This is a genomic window from Pseudophaeobacter sp. TrK17, assembly GCF_042192375.1.
Lineage (GTDB): Bacteria > Pseudomonadota > Alphaproteobacteria > Rhodobacterales > Rhodobacteraceae > Pseudophaeobacter.
Map to the genome: position 1 here is coordinate 844,530 of NZ_CP071700.1, position 18,833 is coordinate 863,362.

General features: G+C 57.4%; 18 protein-coding genes and 1 pseudogene. 16 read left to right on the plus strand and 3 right to left on the minus strand.

From position 1 onward, the window contains the following. Window positions 1-5: 5 nt before the first annotated feature. From JZI28_RS03965 to JZI28_RS03990, 6 genes and pseudogenes are all read left to right on the plus strand, one after another. Window positions 6-1,318 (plus strand): annotated as a pseudogene (locus JZI28_RS03965) (IS256 family transposase); the annotation flags it as partial. Between the two features lie 735 nt (window positions 1,319-2,053). Further along, entirely contained in the window at window positions 2,054-2,656 is a 603-nt protein-coding gene (locus tag JZI28_RS03970; RefSeq protein WP_375699302.1) for a hypothetical protein, read from the plus strand. Further along, window positions 2,653-2,853: a hypothetical protein gene (locus JZI28_RS03975; RefSeq protein WP_375699303.1), complete on the plus strand. Its 201-nt coding sequence runs from the start codon at window positions 2,653-2,655 to the stop codon at window positions 2,851-2,853. The genes JZI28_RS03970 and JZI28_RS03975 overlap by 4 nt, the downstream gene beginning before the upstream one ends. Before the next feature lie 197 nt (window positions 2,854-3,050). Beyond that, window positions 3,051-3,968, plus strand: coding sequence for a hypothetical protein (locus JZI28_RS03980; protein WP_375698148.1), 918 nt, complete (start codon window positions 3,051-3,053; stop codon window positions 3,966-3,968). Continuing rightward, window positions 3,961-4,197: a hypothetical protein gene (locus tag JZI28_RS03985; RefSeq protein WP_375698147.1), complete on the plus strand. Its 237-nt coding sequence runs from the start codon at window positions 3,961-3,963 to the stop codon at window positions 4,195-4,197. Before JZI28_RS03980 ends, JZI28_RS03985 begins: the two co-directional genes overlap by 8 nt. 270 nt (window positions 4,198-4,467) lie before the next feature. Beyond that, complete coding sequence (locus JZI28_RS03990; RefSeq protein WP_158441640.1) at window positions 4,468-4,608, plus strand: hypothetical protein; 141 nt, start codon at window positions 4,468-4,470, stop codon at window positions 4,606-4,608. An 11-nt stretch (window positions 4,609-4,619) separates the two neighbouring features. On the opposite strand, the gene JZI28_RS03995 is transcribed toward JZI28_RS03990, so the two are convergent. Further along, a complete protein-coding gene (locus JZI28_RS03995) occupies window positions 4,620-5,966 on the minus strand; it encodes an IS1380 family transposase (RefSeq protein WP_040176196.1) in 1,347 nt (448 codons plus the stop codon). Between the two features lie 432 nt (window positions 5,967-6,398). Between JZI28_RS03995 and JZI28_RS04000 the strand changes: the two genes are divergently transcribed. Next, complete coding sequence (locus JZI28_RS04000) at window positions 6,399-6,959, plus strand: recombinase family protein (protein WP_375699304.1); 561 nt, start codon at window positions 6,399-6,401, stop codon at window positions 6,957-6,959. A 52-nt stretch (window positions 6,960-7,011) separates the two neighbouring features. On the opposite strand, the gene JZI28_RS04005 is transcribed toward JZI28_RS04000, so the two are convergent. After that, on the minus strand, window positions 7,012-7,710 hold the full coding sequence (locus tag JZI28_RS04005) for a hypothetical protein (RefSeq protein ID WP_375699305.1): 699 nt from the start codon (window positions 7,708-7,710) through the stop codon (window positions 7,012-7,014). 258 nt (window positions 7,711-7,968) lie between these two features. Here JZI28_RS04005 and istA point away from each other — a divergent pair, with 258 nt between their 5' ends. From istA to JZI28_RS04020, 3 genes are all read left to right on the plus strand, one after another. Then, window positions 7,969-9,414 (plus strand): IS21 family transposase, encoded by a 1,446-nt coding sequence (istA, locus tag JZI28_RS04010; protein ID WP_066601477.1) that lies wholly within the window; start codon window positions 7,969-7,971, stop codon window positions 9,412-9,414. Beyond that, complete coding sequence (gene istB / locus JZI28_RS04015) at window positions 9,411-10,175, plus strand: IS21-like element helper ATPase IstB (RefSeq protein WP_375698424.1); 765 nt, start codon at window positions 9,411-9,413, stop codon at window positions 10,173-10,175. Before istA ends, istB begins: the two co-directional genes overlap by 4 nt. Before the next feature lie 233 nt (window positions 10,176-10,408). Then, complete coding sequence (locus tag JZI28_RS04020; RefSeq protein WP_375699306.1) at window positions 10,409-11,818, plus strand: putative bifunctional diguanylate cyclase/phosphodiesterase; 1,410 nt, start codon at window positions 10,409-10,411, stop codon at window positions 11,816-11,818. A 174-nt stretch (window positions 11,819-11,992) separates the two neighbouring features. On the opposite strand, the gene JZI28_RS04025 is transcribed toward JZI28_RS04020, so the two are convergent. After that, the gene (locus JZI28_RS04025) at window positions 11,993-12,943 is read right to left on the minus strand and encodes a LysR family transcriptional regulator (RefSeq protein ID WP_375699307.1); all 951 of its coding nucleotides are present in this window, start codon (window positions 12,941-12,943) and stop codon (window positions 11,993-11,995) included. A gap of 71 nt (window positions 12,944-13,014) precedes the next feature. Here JZI28_RS04025 and JZI28_RS04030 point away from each other — a divergent pair, with 71 nt between their 5' ends. The 6 genes from JZI28_RS04030 (at window position 13,015) to JZI28_RS04055 (ending at window position 18,830) form a co-directional block, all read left to right on the plus strand. Next, a complete protein-coding gene (locus JZI28_RS04030) occupies window positions 13,015-14,097 on the plus strand; it encodes a maleylacetate reductase (protein ID WP_375699308.1) in 1,083 nt (360 codons plus the stop codon). 25 nt (window positions 14,098-14,122) lie between these two features. After that, window positions 14,123-15,397, plus strand: a complete 1,275-nt coding sequence (locus tag JZI28_RS04035; protein WP_375699309.1) for an ABC transporter substrate-binding protein — start codon at window positions 14,123-14,125, stop codon at window positions 15,395-15,397. Between the two features lie 91 nt (window positions 15,398-15,488). Further along, window positions 15,489-16,208, plus strand: coding sequence for an ABC transporter ATP-binding protein (locus JZI28_RS04040; RefSeq protein ID WP_349387790.1), 720 nt, complete (start codon window positions 15,489-15,491; stop codon window positions 16,206-16,208). Next, window positions 16,208-16,915, plus strand: coding sequence for an ABC transporter ATP-binding protein (locus JZI28_RS04045; RefSeq protein WP_353400409.1), 708 nt, complete (start codon window positions 16,208-16,210; stop codon window positions 16,913-16,915). Before JZI28_RS04040 ends, JZI28_RS04045 begins: the two co-directional genes overlap by 1 nt. Beyond that, window positions 16,912-17,775: a branched-chain amino acid ABC transporter permease gene (locus JZI28_RS04050; RefSeq protein ID WP_297339455.1), complete on the plus strand. Its 864-nt coding sequence runs from the start codon at window positions 16,912-16,914 to the stop codon at window positions 17,773-17,775. Before JZI28_RS04045 ends, JZI28_RS04050 begins: the two co-directional genes overlap by 4 nt. Then, on the plus strand, window positions 17,775-18,830 hold the full coding sequence (locus JZI28_RS04055; protein ID WP_375699310.1) for a branched-chain amino acid ABC transporter permease: 1,056 nt from the start codon (window positions 17,775-17,777) through the stop codon (window positions 18,828-18,830). Before JZI28_RS04050 ends, JZI28_RS04055 begins: the two co-directional genes overlap by 1 nt. The last annotated feature ends 3 nt before the right edge of the window (window positions 18,831-18,833 follow it).

The window sequence follows — 18,833 nt, forward strand, 5'->3', positions numbered from 1 at the left end:
GTGGCGGTGTAAAAGCCAGCCAGAACCTCACAAGGAGCAATACGCCATGAAGAACGATACAGACATTCTGCCATTTCGCCAATCGGATTCGATCACAGATCCATTGACCGAGCTTGCGCGGGAAGGGGCGCGGCGCATGCTGGCGGAGGCATTGAAAGCCGAAGCTGATGCTTTTGTCGCCAGTTTCGCCGATGACCGACTGGAGGATGGCCGCCAACGGATTGTGCGGCATGGATTTGGACCAGAACGTCAGATCCAGACGGGGATTGGCGCACTGGATGTGCAGCGACCGAAGGTGCGCGACCGGAAGGCGACCCCTGATGCAGCCTCAAAAGTCCGCTTCACGTCGAACATATTGCCCAAATGGGCGCGCCGCTCGGTCAGTCTGGATGCGCTTTTGCCGGTGCTTTACCTGAAAGGTATCTCAACCGGCGATTTCCAGGAGGCGCTGTCAGCCATTTTAGGGGCTGATGCACCCAACCTGTCGCCCAGCGTACTGGCCCGCCTGACAGCGGGTTGGCAGACAGATTATGACAGCTGGGCGCAGCGAGATCTATCGGCTCGTCACTACGTCTACATCTGGGCGGATGGTGTCTATCTTCAGGCGCGGATGGAAGAAAATGCCGAGTGTATGTTGGTGATCATTGGCGCGACACCGGAGGGTAAGAAGGAACTGCTCGGCTTTCAGGTCGGCCTTCGAGAGAGCACGCAGAGCTGGCACGAGTTGCTGACTGACATCAAGAAGCGCGGACTGTCCGTCGCGCCCGAGATCGCGGTTGGCGATGGGGCCATGGGCTTCTGGAACGCGCTGGATAAGGCGTTTCCAAGCACAAAACACCAGAGATGCTGGGTACATAAGGTGAAAAATGTGCTGAACTATTTTCCCAAGCAAATGGGACCCGGCGTGAAGTCGGATCTGGACAACATTCAGCACGCCGACACCCGTGCTGCCGCAATATTTGCCTTGGATACTTTCAAAGACAAATATGGCGTGAAATACGAAAAAGGTGTGGCCTGTCTGATCAAGGACAAGGACGCGATGCTGGCATTCTTCGACTTCCCGGCCGAGCATTGGGGCCATCTGCGCACCTCGAATCCCATCGAGAGCGTCTTCGCAACGGTGCGGCATAGAACGGTGCGCACCAAAGGCGCACTCTCGCAAAAGACCGCAAAACTGATGGTCTTCACCCTCATCCAGTCCGCATCGAAAACATGGCTGCGCCTCAAAGGCAGAAATCAGTTGCCAAAAGTCATCGAAGGAATCAAATTCAACGACGGCGTCGAAGTGAAGAATGACGCCAAAAACCGCGCCGCCTGATGACGCGCGTCACCCAAATTCAAGCATAGCTCCACGGCTGCGCCGTTGGATGAGATGTAGGTGAGATGATGATCTGATCTGCCTCAGTGGTCTCACCGCGTGAAGCGCCAGTGGTCTTCGGCCTGAACGAGACCGAAAAGTTTAGGCTAGGTCATTTCTAGCAAGCAGAATTTCCCGCACGTTCATAACACCTCGCTCCCGGCTTGCGCCGAGGTTGGAATTGAAGGTGTGATGATATTCATCATCCCCCCAGCACAGCCCGTTCATCCCCCGAAGTTGCCCCCTATTACATATACGGGGGGACGTTTTAGCAGTTCAGCGTTCAGGCGCTTTCGGCACCAAATCAATTTTCACACACCTCCGGATAAAGAGGCGTCCTGACCCGTTTCTAAACTCAGGATGTTTATTGCGTGGACCTGAGGGGTTTCTGACTTGTCAAGTAAGAAGTCGATTAACCCACCCCTTGGGGAAGGGAGACAAAGTTTCTTGTACGTATCCCTCGATTATCGCGATGCCTGTAACTGGTGACGCGAACAGGTGAGCTTCGACTTACTAGGCGAAAAATCAATTACCACGCACAGTAGGACGAAGAAGTCATCTTCTCCATTCCCCCTCCCCTCGATGAACGCGATGGGCAGCTCTCGCATGCCCGATAGCGCCTTTGGTCGGGCCCCTTGGCGGGCCTGCTGACGGGCTGTCCTCCCCGATCATCCATCAAACCCAAGGAACCAGACCATGACCGAACAAATTCAATGCCCCGCCTGTGACGCCGAGTTCACGCCACGCCGCAAGAACCAGAAGTATTGCAGCGACAACTGTCGCAAGCGCAAGTCCCGCCACGCTGCCCGTGGCTCCCGTAAGGTTGCCCACAACTGGGACGAAAGGCGGCGAAGTCAGATGCGGAAGACTAAGCTGACTGACTTGACCAACGCGCTATATGAGATGCCGCCGCGTTACCGTGCCGAGTTTTTGGAGCGACTGATCGCAAAAGCTCGGAGCAATGCAGAGCTGCGGATGTGGCTGACCCGACGCGACTTGCTTAAGGCGTGGTATATGGATGGGACCGGGCGTATTGGAATAGGTCATAGCCTCGACCACTACTGTCAGGAGGTCTATGGGCAGCGTTCTTATGAAGTTCTCAACCCGGAGAACACGCTCCCGGCCCATGACGCCTTGGCTTTCCCGGCTGAATACTTCGGTCCAGACCATCCCCCTGTCTACGAGGATGGATGCTTGAGGCTGCGGCCTTGTCCGTGGTCTGCATGGAAGGTGAGCCGTGAGCGCGCAGCTCTGATGCAGCGCCGCCGGTCAATGCATGCGGAAGCGATTGCAGCATGACCACGAACGCTGACAGCCACCCCCGTCGCAAAACCATCAACGTCCCCAAGCATTGGCTCTACAGCAAACGCTGGCGTGACCCGTCTTACAGCAACCGCAGCTTCAATGCTGGCAGGCGCAAGGCGCGGGAGGAATACATCCCGCTATTCCCTAATCGCACCCCGGCCAAATGGAACGGGACGCTGACCCTCAAATGACCCAGCCGGGGCCTTCACTGGCCCCGCTCTATCCCCTTGCGGTTCCCGCGAGCATTCCCCGGACGGCACCGATGCAGGTGTTTCTGTCCATTCCACCTCCACCAAACCCACGTTCTGTTTCTCGGGCCGGTGCTGCTGGGGAGTGCTCACGCGAGCTGCAAGCTCGACACCCTCAAATCAAGAATGGACAAATGACAATGACCGAATATCGACACAACGTAGACCCCGCAAACCCCTCTGGCAGCAACCTCGCATCTGGCCCAATGGGCTTCACCGCAACGGTTGGCGGAGGTTCTCTTGAGGTTACTAGCGGCCACGGCATGACCCGCAGCGGCGGCGTAGAGCACACCGTACGCCCAACCGCAGACCCCTCCACCGGCCTTACCTTCAGCACCGAAGCTGGCCTCCCGGTCCCCGGCGGAAACCCTCGCCCCAATGATCTGGTCGAGATCGGCGGTATCAAGGTTAAGGTCGCTCAGGCTGTCCGCGATGGGCTTATCATGGACCCCTCACGGGGCCTGCTCAATGCCCCTGAGAGCGGCCATAACGCAAACCCTCACGCTGCCCCTGAAGGCGCTGTGGAGGCCCCTGAGAGCGTGGCAGATAGCTTCACCAATGACGTGCTGCCCCGCGTATCTCCCTCCACAATCTCTTCTATCGAAGCTGACCTGAATGAGGGCCAGTTCTCCGAGAAGACGATGGATTACCTGATGCTTGAAGGCGGGCAAAGTGCAGAGGCGCTGAGCGCTGTACGCGATGCCTACGCCGCAAAGGTCACCGCCGCCACCGGCATGGATGAGGCCGAGCTGCAAGAGCTGTGGCAGGACAACCGCCCCGCCTTCAATGCAGCTATCTCCGAGATGCTGAAGACCGGCAGCACCGCCGCCTTCCAAGACCTCGCAGCACAAGCAGACGCCGCAGCATGGACCGCTATGAGCACCGATGAGGCAACCGACGCATGGAAATCCCAGGGCTTCCCGCAGGCTTTGCTGGACGCTGGCCTAGAGCCGAGTTTTGAAGGCGGTGTGGTCTCGATCAAAATTCCCGGCATGGGTGTTGTTCCGTGGACCGAAGCGGTTCAGCGCGGGCTTGTGAAGGTGAGCCGTCATGGCTGACCCCAAGGCAAACCAACAGGGCCAAGTCACCACCTTTGGCTGGCCCTCAGCGGCTGATGTAGCGGCCCAGATGCAGGCGAAACATGCCGCATACCGGGCGCAGCAAAAGAAGCTGGAAGAGGCGACTGCTAAGGCTGAGGCCGAACGTGCCCGTGAAGGTGAGGCGAAAGCGGCCCGAACGCGGGATGCGACACAGGCCAGCTTGTTCTGGCATGACATCAAGCAATGAAATCAAGGAGTGGTTGACTGGGCGGAAGTAGAGCGCCGCCTGTCGCCCCAGCAAGCAGGGGGTATCCGGGAGACCGGGCACCTCCAAATATTTCTGTGCAAAAATTCGTGCAGCGGAGATCATATAGTAGGCCGCAAAAACTCCCCCGGTGGGGGGGGGGCTATTCGCCATAGACGATGCGGTTCTTTATCTTAGCTGACATTCCCCAAGTGGAACGTCCTCCCGCCCACCTTGCCGCTGTTCTGCGCTCCTATCAAGCCTCTTGGACCCATGGTGCCGTTGTTCGGGCATCTGACGCGCGAACTGAGCACGATTTCCGGTCTCGGGGGCGAGGTTGATCCGGATATTGGTCTGACCGACCCCCGTATGGATAGACCGGTTGAGCCGCTTTTGTTCAGGTTTTATGATTAACGATGTTGTCATTAGGGAACCGGCGGTGCGCGCAGCCGATGTATGGCCGCAAGGATGCGGTTGAACAGATCGCCGCTGACAGCCACCTCGGCCAGTTGGAAGGTGATTGCACGGGCGTGACGCACAACCCTCGCACCAATCTTGATCAATCGCGTCTGCAGGCTTGTCAGTGACCAGTCGGCTATCTCATCAGGTAGATCAGTGCCCTGTAGGAAGGCACCGATATTGTAAGCCAGTGCATGGAGTTGCAGCCGCACCTCGTTCTGCGCCATGCCTTTGCAGGACAAACGGGTCCAGTTGATCGCCTGCTTGCCTTCCTTGATGTATTGCTCGGCGGTGCCGCGTTGGTTGTAGAAGCGGATGATCCAGTCGGGTTCCATCGGCATGTTGGTGACCACGAAGCCCACGCGCGGGAACAACTCGCTGGGATGCCATTCCACCTTGGCGATGACACGACGAGGTTTGTCCCAAGATGCCGCCTGATATTGGAAGTCGCCGTAGATGCGCTTCACGCCTTTTGGCGGACGACCCACAGGGCGCTTGAGCAGATGCGCAATCTTGCCCTGAAGAACGCGATTGGCCCGAAGGCGGATGGCGTAGAAATAGTTTTCCAGTTCCAGAGTTTTGTATAGCTCCGGGATGGCGAACGCAGCATCCCCCCGGAAGAACCGCATCAGGTGACGATCCGCATATCGCGCGATGACGGGCTTCAGAACCTCTTCCCACCCATCTGCGCTGTGAACATTGCCGGGGCGCAGGGCGCAGCGTTCCAAATGGCCAAACTGGTTGAAGACGAACAGCGGGTGATAGCACATGCAGCCGAAATGCCCGTTCCAAGCGGTGCCTTCTTGCGCGCCGTGGGTGGGACTGACTGAACTGTCCATGTCGAGCGTGATCCACTTGGGCGGTTTGCGATTGTGAACCCGGTCGATCCAGTGTCCTGATAAATCCGCCAGCACAGTGCGATTGTCGGTTGCCGCCAACACCTCGGTCTCGAACCGTCCCATCTGGCTCGCAGACGCGGCCTTGGCCTCAACGGCACGCCCTCCAACGACCTGCCGCATCACCGGATCAAGCGATAAACGGTCCGCGTCATTAACATCATCATATCCGGCCAGCCGCCCAAAGACCGACTGGCGCAACAAGCCGACCAGTGAGTGCAGGCGATTGTGGCCAGTTCGCGTGTCTCTCAGAAATCCGCCCGCAATGTCGTGCAGGCCGAGCACTTCATCCAATTCCCTGAACAACAGTAATCCACCGTCCGAGCTGATCTTGGAACCATGAAACTCCAGCCGGACCCGGCGGTCAAAACTGAGCCGCCCATCACCCGTTTCGCGTGCACCCTCTGGGTGATCCATAATCCACCACCTTCAGCCAAATTAACATACTGAAATATAACACATTAGTGGCCGTTGGAGGCGCGAAAACGTCAAGTTACTTGGGAAATGCGGGCTTAGTAATCAAGTAGGCAGTGAATATCACGGCGACAGCAGCGACGAGTGCACCAATCGGAATGGACAGCCACAGAGACCAATCGACCGACTGGGTGAAAAGGTAGACTACGGCTATTCCGAATGCGTTCCAGAAAAGTCCCTTCATTTCAATAACTCCAATTCAATTTTCAACACCTTAGGAAGCGACAGCGGAAAGGTCCAGCGTCTCATTGGGGCAAGGTCTATTGAGGCGTCTCAGCTTGAGCCGAATTTCTGTCTCGTAAAATACCCGTTTGACATTTTGAGACACCCGCCTTACATCGTTTAAGATTTCATTGAGACAGAAGGGCTAGACAGATGATCGTTGGCTATGCGCGCACCTCCACCCTCGACCAGACCGCAGGGCTTGAAGCTCAGCAGCGCGACCTTGCCGCCGCAGGGTGTGAGAAGGTGTTTGTGGAGCAGGTCTCTTCGGTGGACGTAGCGGCCCGTGAGCAGCTCGCTCAGGCCCTCGATTACATCCGCGAGGGTGACACCCTAGTGGTAACCAAGCTGGACCGTCTCGCGCGCTCTGTGGCTCATCTGGTGGAGTTGCTGGCAGAGGTGGAGAAGAAGGGCGCAAGCCTTCGCATCCTCGATATGGGCATCGACACCAGCACCACAAATGGCCGCCTGATGCTGAACCTTCTGGGCAGTATTGCGCAGTTTGAACGGGAGATCATGCTGGAACGGCAGCGCGAGGGCATTGCTAAGGCCAAGGCAGCGGGCAAGTACAAGGGCCGTAAGCCCACCGCGAAGGCCAAAGCGAAAGAGGTGCTAGAGCTTCACGCAGAGGGCGTGGGCGGCACCGAGATTGCCAAGCGGCTGGGCATTGGCCGGGCCAGTGTTTACCGCATCCTCAAGGAAGAGGTGGTGTGAAGGGGCCGTCAGGCTGGATTATGTTTCATGCGAGCGGGTTCGCTGGGGTGTATCAGTGTTTTTTGGCAGCTCGCCGTGTACTGTCTTTCACTTCGATGAGGTCGAGGAAGTGAACATGCATTGCTTGGAGCATCTGAAGCACCGCTTCGGCAAGGCAAGACAAGATATTTTCAACTCGATAAACCCCGTGGAGGTCTAGGTATGTACCTTCTTTAAATGAGGGGGGGCATAGTACAGAAAACTTAGAGCCGTCCGTCCGCTCTCCTGAATAGGCCCATAGATTGGAGTGCTCAACAATGTCTGGATCACTATGAGCGAAGAGCTTGTTACGTTTGTTGATGAGGTCATTATGGATTTCGCTCACGGAAGACCGCAGTTTTATTCCCAGCCGTCCGTATGAGAGGGGCGGGACTTGCCCCTTGCTCTGACTGAAGGGTCTAGCATAGGCAACGATTAGTGATGTTTCGTACGCCTGAAAACGCCGCAGCTCCCCAAGAGGATATTTATCTTCCCATTCAACTTCTTCCAGTAGAAATTGCGCCGCGCTGCGAGCCTGATTTAAGTCACGCACCGAAAGCAGTAGTCGTTTGAAAAAGTCCTTATCGCTTAGCCGACTTTGGTCAAACTCGTCATAGTTCGGGGTTTTAAAGGCACAAACGCCAGCGCTTGTCACACGGTCATCTAAGGCTTCGGAAAAATACCAGTCATCAGGAAAAATACTTGCAACAGGGGGTAGGTCGTTGTCCGGCATGGGGGGGCTTCTCTGTTAGTGATTTAAGCAAATATATGGTTGTTCACTGTCTTCCCGTGATCTTACCAAGGCTTGTGGAATAGGAAAACGATTGCATGAGAACGGCGGTGCAAAATTAGACCACGGTAGCGCCGCCATATTGGCGGTGCGGGCGGCGTAAAAGTCGTCCACTTTTTCCCTTCTTGCGGCCGCAGGGAGGGCGAGGAGATTTACACCGTGGAACTTTACAGGAAGGTCAGGCTGGCGCGCAGCGAGGGTATGAGCCAGCGGGAGCTGGCGCGTCATTTCAACATATCGCGCGACAGCGTTCGCAAGATGTTGGCGTTCTCAACGCCGCCTGGATACCGGCGCACGAAGGAGATCAAGCGTCCGAAGCTTGATGGATTTACGGAGATCATCGACGGCTGGCTTGAAGGGGACAAGAATGTGCCCCGCAAGCAGCGCCACACGGCGAAGCGGATCCACGAGCGGCTCAAGGCGGAGCACGAGTTCACTGGCGGCTATACGATCATCAAAGACTACGTTCGGCAGCGTGAACGGCGCAGCCGTGAGATGTTCGTGCCTCTGGCACATCCGCCGGGCCATGGGCAGGCCGATTTTGGCGAAGCGGTCGTTGTGATCGGAGGCGTTGAGCAAAAGGCCCACTTCTTCGTCCTGGATTTGCCGCACAGCGATGCCTACTTCGTGCGGGCCTACCCGGCGGCCACGGCGGAGGCCTGGATGGACGGACATGTGCATGCCTTTGCCTTCTTTGGCAGGGTGCCGCAGTCGGTGCTTTATGACAATGACCGCTGCCTAGTCTCGAAGATCCAGCCGGATGGTACCCGGGTACGCGCCAAGCTGTTCAGCGGGTTGCTGTCACACTACCTGTTCCGAGATCGCTACGGACGGCCCGGCAAAGGGAATGATAAGGGGAATGTTGAGGGAATGGTGGGCTATGCTCGCCGTAACCACATGGTGCCGATCCCCCACTTCCCGGACTGGGAGAGCTTCAACGCTTATCTCGAAGAGCAGTGCCGCGCCCGTCAGGGCGACATCTTGCGGGGACATACGGAGACGATCGGCGTGCGCTTGCAACGGGATCAGGCCGAGATGCGCCCCTTGCCAGCCGCTCCCTTTGAGGCCTGCGCACAAGCCAACGGTCGGGTGAACTCCCAATCTTTGGTCCGCTACGACACCAACGATTACTCGGTCCCCGTGGCCTACGGCCATCAGGATGTCTGGGTGCGGGCCTATGTCGATCAGGTGGTGATTGGCTGCCGTGGAGACGTGATCGCGCGCCATCCGCGATGCTACGCGCGCGAGGACATGGTGTTCGATCCGATCCACTACCTCCCGCTCATCGAACGCAAGATCAATGCTTTGGATCAGGCCGCGCCCCTCGCGGAATGGGACTTGCCCGAAGAGTTCGACACGCTGCGCCGTTTGATGGAAGCGCGCATGCTAAAGATCGGTCGTCGCGAATATGTGCAGGTCCTGCGCTTGCTGGAAAGCTTCGGCATGGATGACCTGCACGTCGCCGTAAAGCAGGCCCTGAAGATGGGCGCGGTCGGCTTTGATGCCGTGAAGCATCTGGTGCTGTGCCAGGTCGAGAAGCGTCCACCACGGCTCGATCTCGACGTGTACCCCTACCTGCCACGGGCGCAGGTCGAGACGACATCAGCGGCCAGCTACATGTCCCTGATGTCGGAGGCTGCGGAATGACCCATGTCCCCGAGATCCTGCTGGAACATCATCTCAAGACGCTGAAGCTTCCGACGTTCCTGCGCGAGTATCAGAAAGTTGCGCGCCAATGCGCTGCCGAGGGCTTGGACCACGTCCAGTTCCTGACGCGCTTGGTCGAACTGGAGCTGATCGATCGCGAGCGACGGATGGTCGAGCGCCGCATCAAGGCGGCCAAGTTCCCGGCCACCAAAAGCCTCGACAGCTTCGACTTCAAGGCGATCCCCAAACTGAACAAGATGCAAGTGCTGGAGCTGGCGCGCTGCGACTGGATCGAGCGGCGTGAGAACGTGATCGCCCTTGGCCCAAGCGGCACGGGCAAAACCCATGTCGCCCTCGGCCTGGGGCTTGCCGCTTGCCAGAAAGGGATGACGGTCAGCTTCACCACCGCCGCAGCCTTGGTCAACGAACTGATGGAAGCGCGTGACGAGCGCCGCCTGCTTCGGGTTCAAAAACAGATGGCCAACGTAAAACTGCTGATCATCGACGAATTGGGCTTTGTCCCTCTCTCCAAAACCGGGGCCGAGTTGCTCTTTGAATTGATCTCGCAACGCTACGAGCGTGGGGCCACGCTGATCACCAGCAACTTGCCCTTCGATGAATGGACGGAAACCTTCGGCACCGAGCGCCTCACCGGCGCGCTTCTCGACCGGTTGACCCACCACGTCAACATCCTCGAGATGAATGGCGAGAGCTATCGCCTGGCTCAGAGCCAAGCGCGAAAAGCCACCAAAACCCCCTGATCGAAAATCCATGGCTTGGCCCTCACGGGCCAAGACGGCCAGTCAACCGCCAGCTATTTGGGGAGCGCGGTTGACTGGCCGCCTGCGCTCTGCGCACCCGTCACGCACAACACCAAAGTGGCCTACTTTTGCGCCGCCCAATGGTCTGATTTTACTCCGCCGTTGACAGCGCGGTGGAGATCCGCCTCGACTCGTCTGTAGTCGTGCCCCCCATGGCGATTTCGGACACCGCTATGGCGATGCTTATTTTTGGTGTCACCGTGATCATCCTGCTGATTGCCATTGCTTCGGCAAGTATCGAGGTCAATCTTGAGGGTGAATCACGCTCGCAACTTGAACACGCAGCCCAGCATGACCCCCTGACCAGTATGCCCAACCGCATGTGGCTGGCCCGCAAAATGGACGACTTGGCGACACAGTTGGCCGAGGATGAAACGGCGCGGGTGGCAATGCTGACGATGGATCTCAACCTCTTTAAGGAGGTGAACGATCTGCACGGTCACGCCATGGGCGATGCAGTGTTGCGCCGGGTCGCCTGGCGATTGAGCATGCAACTGGGGGAGGGCGAATATGTTGCACGGGCGGGTGGCGATGAATTTGTGGCCATACAGGTTGGCTTTCGCTGCATCGAAGAGGTGCTGAGCTTTGCCAAACGGTTGCATGCGGCCATCGTCGAGCCTATCGACCTCGAAGAGGTCTCTCTGCGTGTTGGGGCATCCATAGGGATTGCAACGACGCTGGAGGATGGGCGAGATGCAGCCCAGTTGCTGCATAAATCGGATGTGGCGATGTATCGGGCCAAGTCAGAAACCGACCGGCCAATCTGCCTGTTTGATGAGGAAATGGGCCGGATCAACCGCAACAAGATGCAGCTCGTCCATGACCTGCGCCGGGCGCTGGAAAACGACGAATTCGAACTGGTGTATCAGCTGCAGAACCGGCTGGAAACACTGGCGCCAGAAGGGTTCGAGGTTCTGCTGCGCTGGAATCATCCGACCCGCGGACGGGTGTCGCCAGAAGAGTTTATCCCGGTCGCCGAGGAAACCGGCCTGGTGCGCGACATCGGTGCCTGGGTTCTACGGGAGGCCTGCCGCGAGGCAGCTCAATGGGATTACCCCTATAGTGTTGCAGTCAATGTGGCACCGCAGCAGCTGGTACAGCCCTCGTTTCTGGAAAACGTGATGGACAATTTGTTCGAAACCGGGCTGCTGCCGCAGCGTTTGGAACTGGAGATCACCGAGGCCAGCATTATCCACGACCAGGCGCATACGCTCAAGGTGATGCACAAACTCAAGGCGCTGGGTATTCGGATTGCCATGGATGATTTTGGCACCGGCTATTCGTCGCTGTCGATGTTGCAGACCTTCCCCTTTGACAAGATCAAGATTGACCGCAGCTTTATTCAGGATGTGCATAAGAACCCGCAACGTGCCGCGATTGTGCGCTCCACCTTGCTGCTTGGTGATGCACTGGACATTCCGGTACTCGCTGAAGGGGTCGAGAGCGAAGACGAGCTTATATTCCTGCGTGAGGAAAATTGCACCTCAAGCCAGGGCTACTACTTTGGCCTGCCAATGGCCCGCGAGGATATGCGCCGGATCACCTGCAAACCTATTGATGATGAAGAAGAAAATGCCGCGTGAACACCTGCGGTTTTGGTGGCCACCTTCCATTAAGCGAAGGAATACCTTTCATTGCTGCAAGCGGTTTGGCTAAGGCGGGCACTGATCGGGGGTATCGTTTCAATCGCAACACCTTGCGTTGGAGCCCCCGCCCGGGGCATGCCTTAGCATTCCGGGGCATAAGCTAAACCCAGATCAACGTCGCCAAACGTCTTGGCGGCCTTTTTCATCAATGCGCTGGGCCAAGCCAGTAAATTCGGCTTCGAGGAATTTATGGAACCGTTTAACTGCCGGGCGAAGAGGGCGGTCAGGGTCCCACAATAGCCCAAGCTCTCTTTCGGGGTGTTCCAGTTTCACCGGCAGCGCTGTGATGATCTTCGTTGTGCTTTGCATGAAGACGACGGAATACGGTAAAACAGTGAGAGAATTTGATCCGGCCATCACGCTGAATATTGATGCAAGCGAGCCACCGGTAAAGCTGACCCGGAAGTCCGTAATCCCGATGCTTTGCAGAGCCATGCGCAGGTCTTCATAGAGCGGGCTTCCGGCAGGTGGCGCGATCCAGGGGTAGGCCGCAATATCTTCCAGCTTGAACGCTGATTTACGTGCGAGCGGGTGGGATGGCGCACATGCTATTACATTTCTACCGCGCAAAATTGGCTTGAAACTCAACTTCGGTGGCACCGCATTGGCATTGACCGGGCAGATTGCCAAATCGATCAGGCCAGCGCTGAGCTGTTCGCTAAGCTCAGGTAAATACCCATAGGTTTGATGAATGGTGACATCGGGAAAGGCTGTTTGAAAAGAAGCAAGCATTCCAGAGATAACGCCGTCCATAAAAATTGGTGTGCCCGCAATGCGTGCGGTTCCAGCCTTGCCTCTGGAATACAGCTCTGCAGCGGTTTGGGCTGCCTCACTGGCCTTTGCCACCACTTTTCCCTGTTCCGCCAGCGTCAGGCAAAGCTCTGTCGGCCTCAGGGGTCTTTTTCCCTTTTCGAATAACCGCGCTCCAAGCCTTTTCTCCAGCATCGCCAAAGAACGAGAAACGCTTGGTTGAGACTTGTTGAGTGCGGCAGCGCCTTCGCTCAACCCGCCCGCGTCGATGATGGCAGACAGCATATGCAGGTGATTTGGATCAATCTTCATAACCTAAAGGTATATTGATTGTCTGATATTCGATCAACCGCTCAGTTTTTGCATCTAATATGGGCGAAACAATGAGCGGAGAAGACCTCGTGGCACAGCCAATTCAGAATTCGGACACAGCTGTTCGCGTTGTCTTTGGGGCGGCAAAGCGCATGTCCGTCGCCGCCGAAGTCCAGCGGATCGGCGCATCCAAGGTGCTGGTTCTGGCCACGCCGCTACAGAGCGACGCGGCGTTGGAGATTGCCGAATTGCTTGGGCCTTTGGCGGTTGGGGTCTTTTGCAAAGCAGAAATGCATACCCCTGTTCATGTCACAGAGGCCGCGATGGCCCAGGTTGCTGAAACGCAAACAGATTGCCTGATTGCCATCGGTGGCGGATCAACCACCGGGCTAGGCAAAGCGATTGCATTTAGAACCAGCCTACCACAGATCGTGATCCCAACGACCTATGCAGGCAGTGAATGCACGCCAATCCTCGGCCAAACGGAAAATGGTGTCAAAACCACCCTGAGCGACCCAAGCGTTTTGCCAGAGGTCATCCTGTACGATTCTGAGTTGGTGAGGACGCTTCCTGTGCCAATGACGGTCACATCGGCGCTAAATGCGATGGCCCACGCGGCAGAGGCGCTGTATGCGACCAATCGAACGGGTGAAACAACCGCAATGGCGATCCAGGGGCTTGAAGCCTTCATTGATGGTCTGCCCAGGGTGCTCAGGGAGCCGTCTGACCTCGTGGCGCGCGAAGCAACTCTGCGCGGCGCGTGGGCCTGTGGGACCGTTTTGGGGCGGGTCGACATGGCCCTGCATCACAAACTTTGCCACACGTTGGGGGGCGCATTCAATCTGCCCCATGCAGAAACTCATGCGATCGTTCTGCCCCATGCCATTGCCTACAATGCCCGCGCCGCCGGGCGCGAATTACAGCCAATTTGTGATCTTCTGGGCGGCGAAAATGCTGGAACAGCGCTGCACGCTTTTGCCCAAAAGATGAACGCACCAACCGCTTTGCGCGATTTGGGCCTGCAACAGCGCGATCTTGATCACGCCGCAGATCTGGCAACCACAAAACCCTATCCAAACCCACAGCCCGTGACCCGCGATGACATTCGCGCGCTGTTGCAGGCTGCCTGGGCCGGAGACGCACCAATTCAATAAGTATCACGATGTTTGGGAGGACATTATGCTATCACGTCGTAAGCTACTTCAATCATCCGCCGCAACCGGCCTGACGCTGGCTGCCGGGGGGCTTGCTGCCCCGGCGCTGGGGCAGGGCGCAAAAATCCGGCTTGGCTATGTCAGCCCTCAGTCCGGTCCCTTGGCTGCCTTTTCGGATGCCGACAGTTTCATCATCGACGGCTTCCTGAATTCCGAGTCTGGCGCAAACTTCGAGGTGATCGTCAAGGATAGCCAGTCCAACCCAAACCGTGCCGCCGAAGTCGCCAAAGAGCTGATTATTGATGACGAAATCGATATGATGCTTGTGGCTTCGACACCGGAAACCACCAATCCCGTTGCCACAACCTGCGAGTCCGAAGAGATCCCGGTGATTTCTACCGTGGCGCCCTGGCAGCCCTATTTCATCGGCCAGCAGGGCAACCCTGGTGATCCGAACAGCTGGCGGCCGTTTGACTTCAGCTTCCACTTTTTCTGGGGGCTAGAGGATGTCATTTCCACCTTCACCGCCATGTGGAACCAGCTTGATACCAACAAATCAGTCGGGGCCATTTTCCCCAATGATGGGGACGGCAATGCATGGGGGGACCCAAATGCGGGCTTCCCGCCCGTACTGGACGCCCAAGGGTTCAGCCTGACAGATACGGGGCGGTATCAGAACCTCACAGATGATTTCAGCGCGCAAATCAATGCTTTCAAAGCTGCCAATTGCGAGATCGTCACAGGTGTCCCCATTCCGCCAGACTTCACGACCTTCTGGACGCAGGCGAAACAGCAAGGGTTCAACCCAAAGGCTGCGAGTATTGGCAAAGCAATCCTGTTCCCGCAAGCCGTGGAAGCACTGGGCGATCATGGTCACAACCTGAGTTCCGAAGTCTGGTGGTCCCCGTCGCATCCCTTTGCGTCATCGCTCACAGGGCAATCCGCAGGCGACCTTGCAGCGCGCTATACGGCAACGACAGGCAAGTCCTGGACCCAGCCGATTGGCTTTGCCCATGCCTTGTTCGAGATGGCAGCAAACGTCATGGGACGCGTAGAAGACAGCCGCGACCCTGACGAAGTCACCTCTGCCATTGCTGCAACGCAACTGGATTCAATGGTTGGGCGCATCGCCTTTGATGGTGCAGGCCTGCCGCCCTTTGCGGCGCAGAACGTGGCCAAGACACCGCTCGTCGGTGGGCAGTGGCGCCTCAAGGATAGCGGCGGTTACGAGCTGGTGATTGTGGAAAATTCCAAACATCCAAACATCCCGACAGGCGGAGCAATGGAAGAAATTTCCTAAAGCTTCTGCATCTGCGCCCCGCCGACCCTGGCGGGGTGCCTCTCTCTCCTCTTGTTAGATGGCCCCTTCCTTTGGGGCCTTGGATAAAGCCATGTCGATCCTATCGCTCCAATCAGTTACCAAAAGTTTCGGCGCCTTGACGGTGACGGATGATGCCAGCTTTGATGTTCCGCAGGGGCAGGCGCTGGGCATCATCGGGCCAAATGGGGCGGGTAAATCGACCCTGTTCAACCTGATCACCGGTACTATTCGTGCCAACCAGGGCAGCATTCATTTTGAAGGGCGCGACGTGACCAAAGTGTCGGCGATGGAGCGCTGCCTGACAGGGATCGGGCGATCCTTTCAAATCCCGCAGCCCTTTGAAAAGCTGACAGTCTACGAGAACCTCCTGGTTGCCGCGACCCATGGGCGCAACATGTCCGAAGCTGCGGTGCGTGACGATTGCGCCGAGGTTCTGGAGCGAACGGAACTGATCGCCCAAGCGAACACGCCTGCGGGGCAGCTGTCGCTGTTGGAACGCAAACGGCTGGAACTGTCCCGTGCCATGGCGACGCAGCCCAAACTGTTGTTGCTGGATGAAATCGCAGGCGGCTTGACCGAAGGCGAATGTCAGGCGCTGATCCGCACCATCAAGGACATCCATGCGCAAGGCGTCACGATCATCTGGATTGAACATGTGCTGCACGCGCTGACCTCGGTGGTGGAGCGCCTGCTGGTGCTGGATTTCGGCAAAGTTATCGGGCTCGGTGATCCGGATGAGATCATGGCAAGCCGGGAAGTCCAAGAAATTTATCTGGGGATCGAAGTCTAATGAGTCTGTTGAGCACGCAGAACCTGACCGCCCACTACGGGGATTTTCAAGCGCTCTTTGGCGTTGATATCGAATTGGGCGAGGCTGAAACCATTGCGATCATCGGCGCGAACGGTGCTGGCAAGACGACGCTCATGCGCTCAATTGCCGGTGTTCTACGCAATGAGCCAAAAGCGGTGCTTTATGACGGCATCCCAATCGGTACGCAGCCCGCAGATGAAATCATGTCCCAAGGCGTCGCGATGGTGCCTGAAGGGCGTAAAATTTTCCCCTCCCTCAGCGTCGAGGAGAACCTTTTGATCGGCACCTATGGGCGCAAAATCAAGGGGCACTGGACGTTGGACACTGTCTATGAACTCTTTCCGATCCTGGGAGAACGGCGGAACACTCCGGGGACGGCGCTCTCGGGTGGGCAGCAACAGATGGTCGCCATTGGCCGGGCCCTGATGAGCAACCCGCGGGTGTTGCTTTGCGATGAAATCAGCCTCGGGCTGGCGCCCGTCGTCATCAAGGACATTTACCAAGCCATTCCGCAGATCAAAACGGCGGGCGCATCGTTGATCGTGGTGGAACAAGACATCGCGCAGGCCATGGCCGTCGCCGACCGGGTCTATTGCATGATGGAGGGGCGTATCACCCTGACGGGCACGCCCGACAGCCTGTCACGCGACGACATTCACGACGCATATTTTGGAGCAGGCCATTGATCTGGATCGATACAATCATTCAAGGCATCCTGCTGGGTGGCCTTTATGCACTTTTTGCCTCAGGCCTGAGCCTGGTGTTCGGGATCATGCGCCTGGTGAACCTCGCCCATGGCGATCTGATTGTGATGGGCGCTTACCTTATTCTGGTGTTGGTGACCTTGCTGGGCCTTTCACCGTTTATCGCAGCCCTTATCGCCATGCCGGTAATGTTTGCATTTGGCTATCTGCTGCAAAAGTTTCTGCTGAACCGAACGCTGGGCGATGATATCCTGCCGCCATTACTGGTGACATTTGGTCTGTCGATTGCGCTGCAAAACGCGCTTCTGGAAGGCTTTTCTGCTGATAGCCAACGCTTGCCGACAAATGCGCTGACAACGGCCTCACTTGACGTTGGGCCGATCACTCTGGGTGTCATGCCCTTGCTGACCTTTGGCTCTGCTGTTTTGGTGATTGTTGGGCTGAACCAGCTGTTTTACCGAACCGAGCTTGGCCGCGCCTTTCGTGCCACATCCGATGACGCAACCACCGCCAGCCTGATGGGCATCAAGCCTGCGAACATCTTTGCCACCGCTACAGGCATTGCACTGGTGATCGTCACAGTTGCGGCGCTTTACCTTGGCCTGCGTGCAAATTTTGACCCCAATATCGGCCCCGCCCGCCTGATCTATGCCTTTGAGGCCGTTATCATCGGAGGTCTTGGCTCGCTTTGGGGCACGCTATTGGGTGGGGTCATCATCGGCGTGGCCCAAACGCTGGGCGCGGCCATCAATCCCGAATGGCAAATCCTGTCCGGGCACATTGCGTTTCTTGTGGTGCTGCTTTTGCGACCCCGCGGCCTATTTCCGAGAGCGAATGACTGATGGCATATTCTGTAACAACTCAAACCCCCGCTTCGCGGATTGCCGCCATCCTTGGCGTTGTCCTGATCGCCGTGCTGATCGCGCTGCCGTTCTTTGCGGGCCGCAGCGCAATTCAGGACATGTTTTTCATCCTGACAATGCTGGTTCTGGCGCAGTTCTGGAACCTGCTTGCGGGCTACAGCGGGCTGGTGAGCATTGGGCAACAGGCCCTTGTCGGGATGGGCGCCTACGCGCTGTTCGGCGCGGTGATCCTTTGGGGCGTTGATCCAGTTCCCGCGATCCTTTTTGCAGGCATCGCAGCACTTGTGATCGCTGTACCCACCGCGTTTTTCGCTTTCCGCCTCAATGGCGCCTATTTTGCCATCGGTACCTGGGTCATCGCCGAAGTGGTGCGCTTGCTGGTTGCCCAATGGAAAACCCTGGGCGGTGGCACCGGTACATCCTTGCCCCGTGATGCAACCCGCGACATGTGGTTCGTTGATCTCATCAAAGAGACACTTGATGTGCGCTCAGCAGCGGCACGCGATATCCTGGCCTATTGGCTGGCACTGGTGCTGGCTCTTGCGACAATCGGCTGCATCTACTGGCTGCTGCGCACACGGCGCGGGCTTGCGTTGGCCGCAGTGCGTGACAACACCCAGGCTGCAGAATCCGTTGGCGTGGATGCAGGGCGGATGAAATGGATCGTGTTCCTGAGTTCTGCTTTTGGCACCGGGCTCGCAGGGGGGCTGATCTATATGCAAAAAGCCCGCATCAGCCCAGACGCGGCCTTTAGCGTCACCGACTGGACGGCCTATGTGATTTTCATTGTTGTCATCGGCGGCATCGGCACCATTGAGGGCCCGATCCTCGGAGTGCTTGTGTTCTTTGCGCTGCAATCCCTGCTCGCTGATTTTGGCAGCTGGTATCTTATGACCCTTGGTGTGCTGGCCATCGCGATCATGCTGGTCGCCCCACGTGGCCTTTGGGGGCTCGTCTCCGAACGCACCGGGCTTCACCTTTTTCCAATACGCCGCCGCCTGAGTGGTGGCAGACTCAAACTTGAGGAGAAATAAACT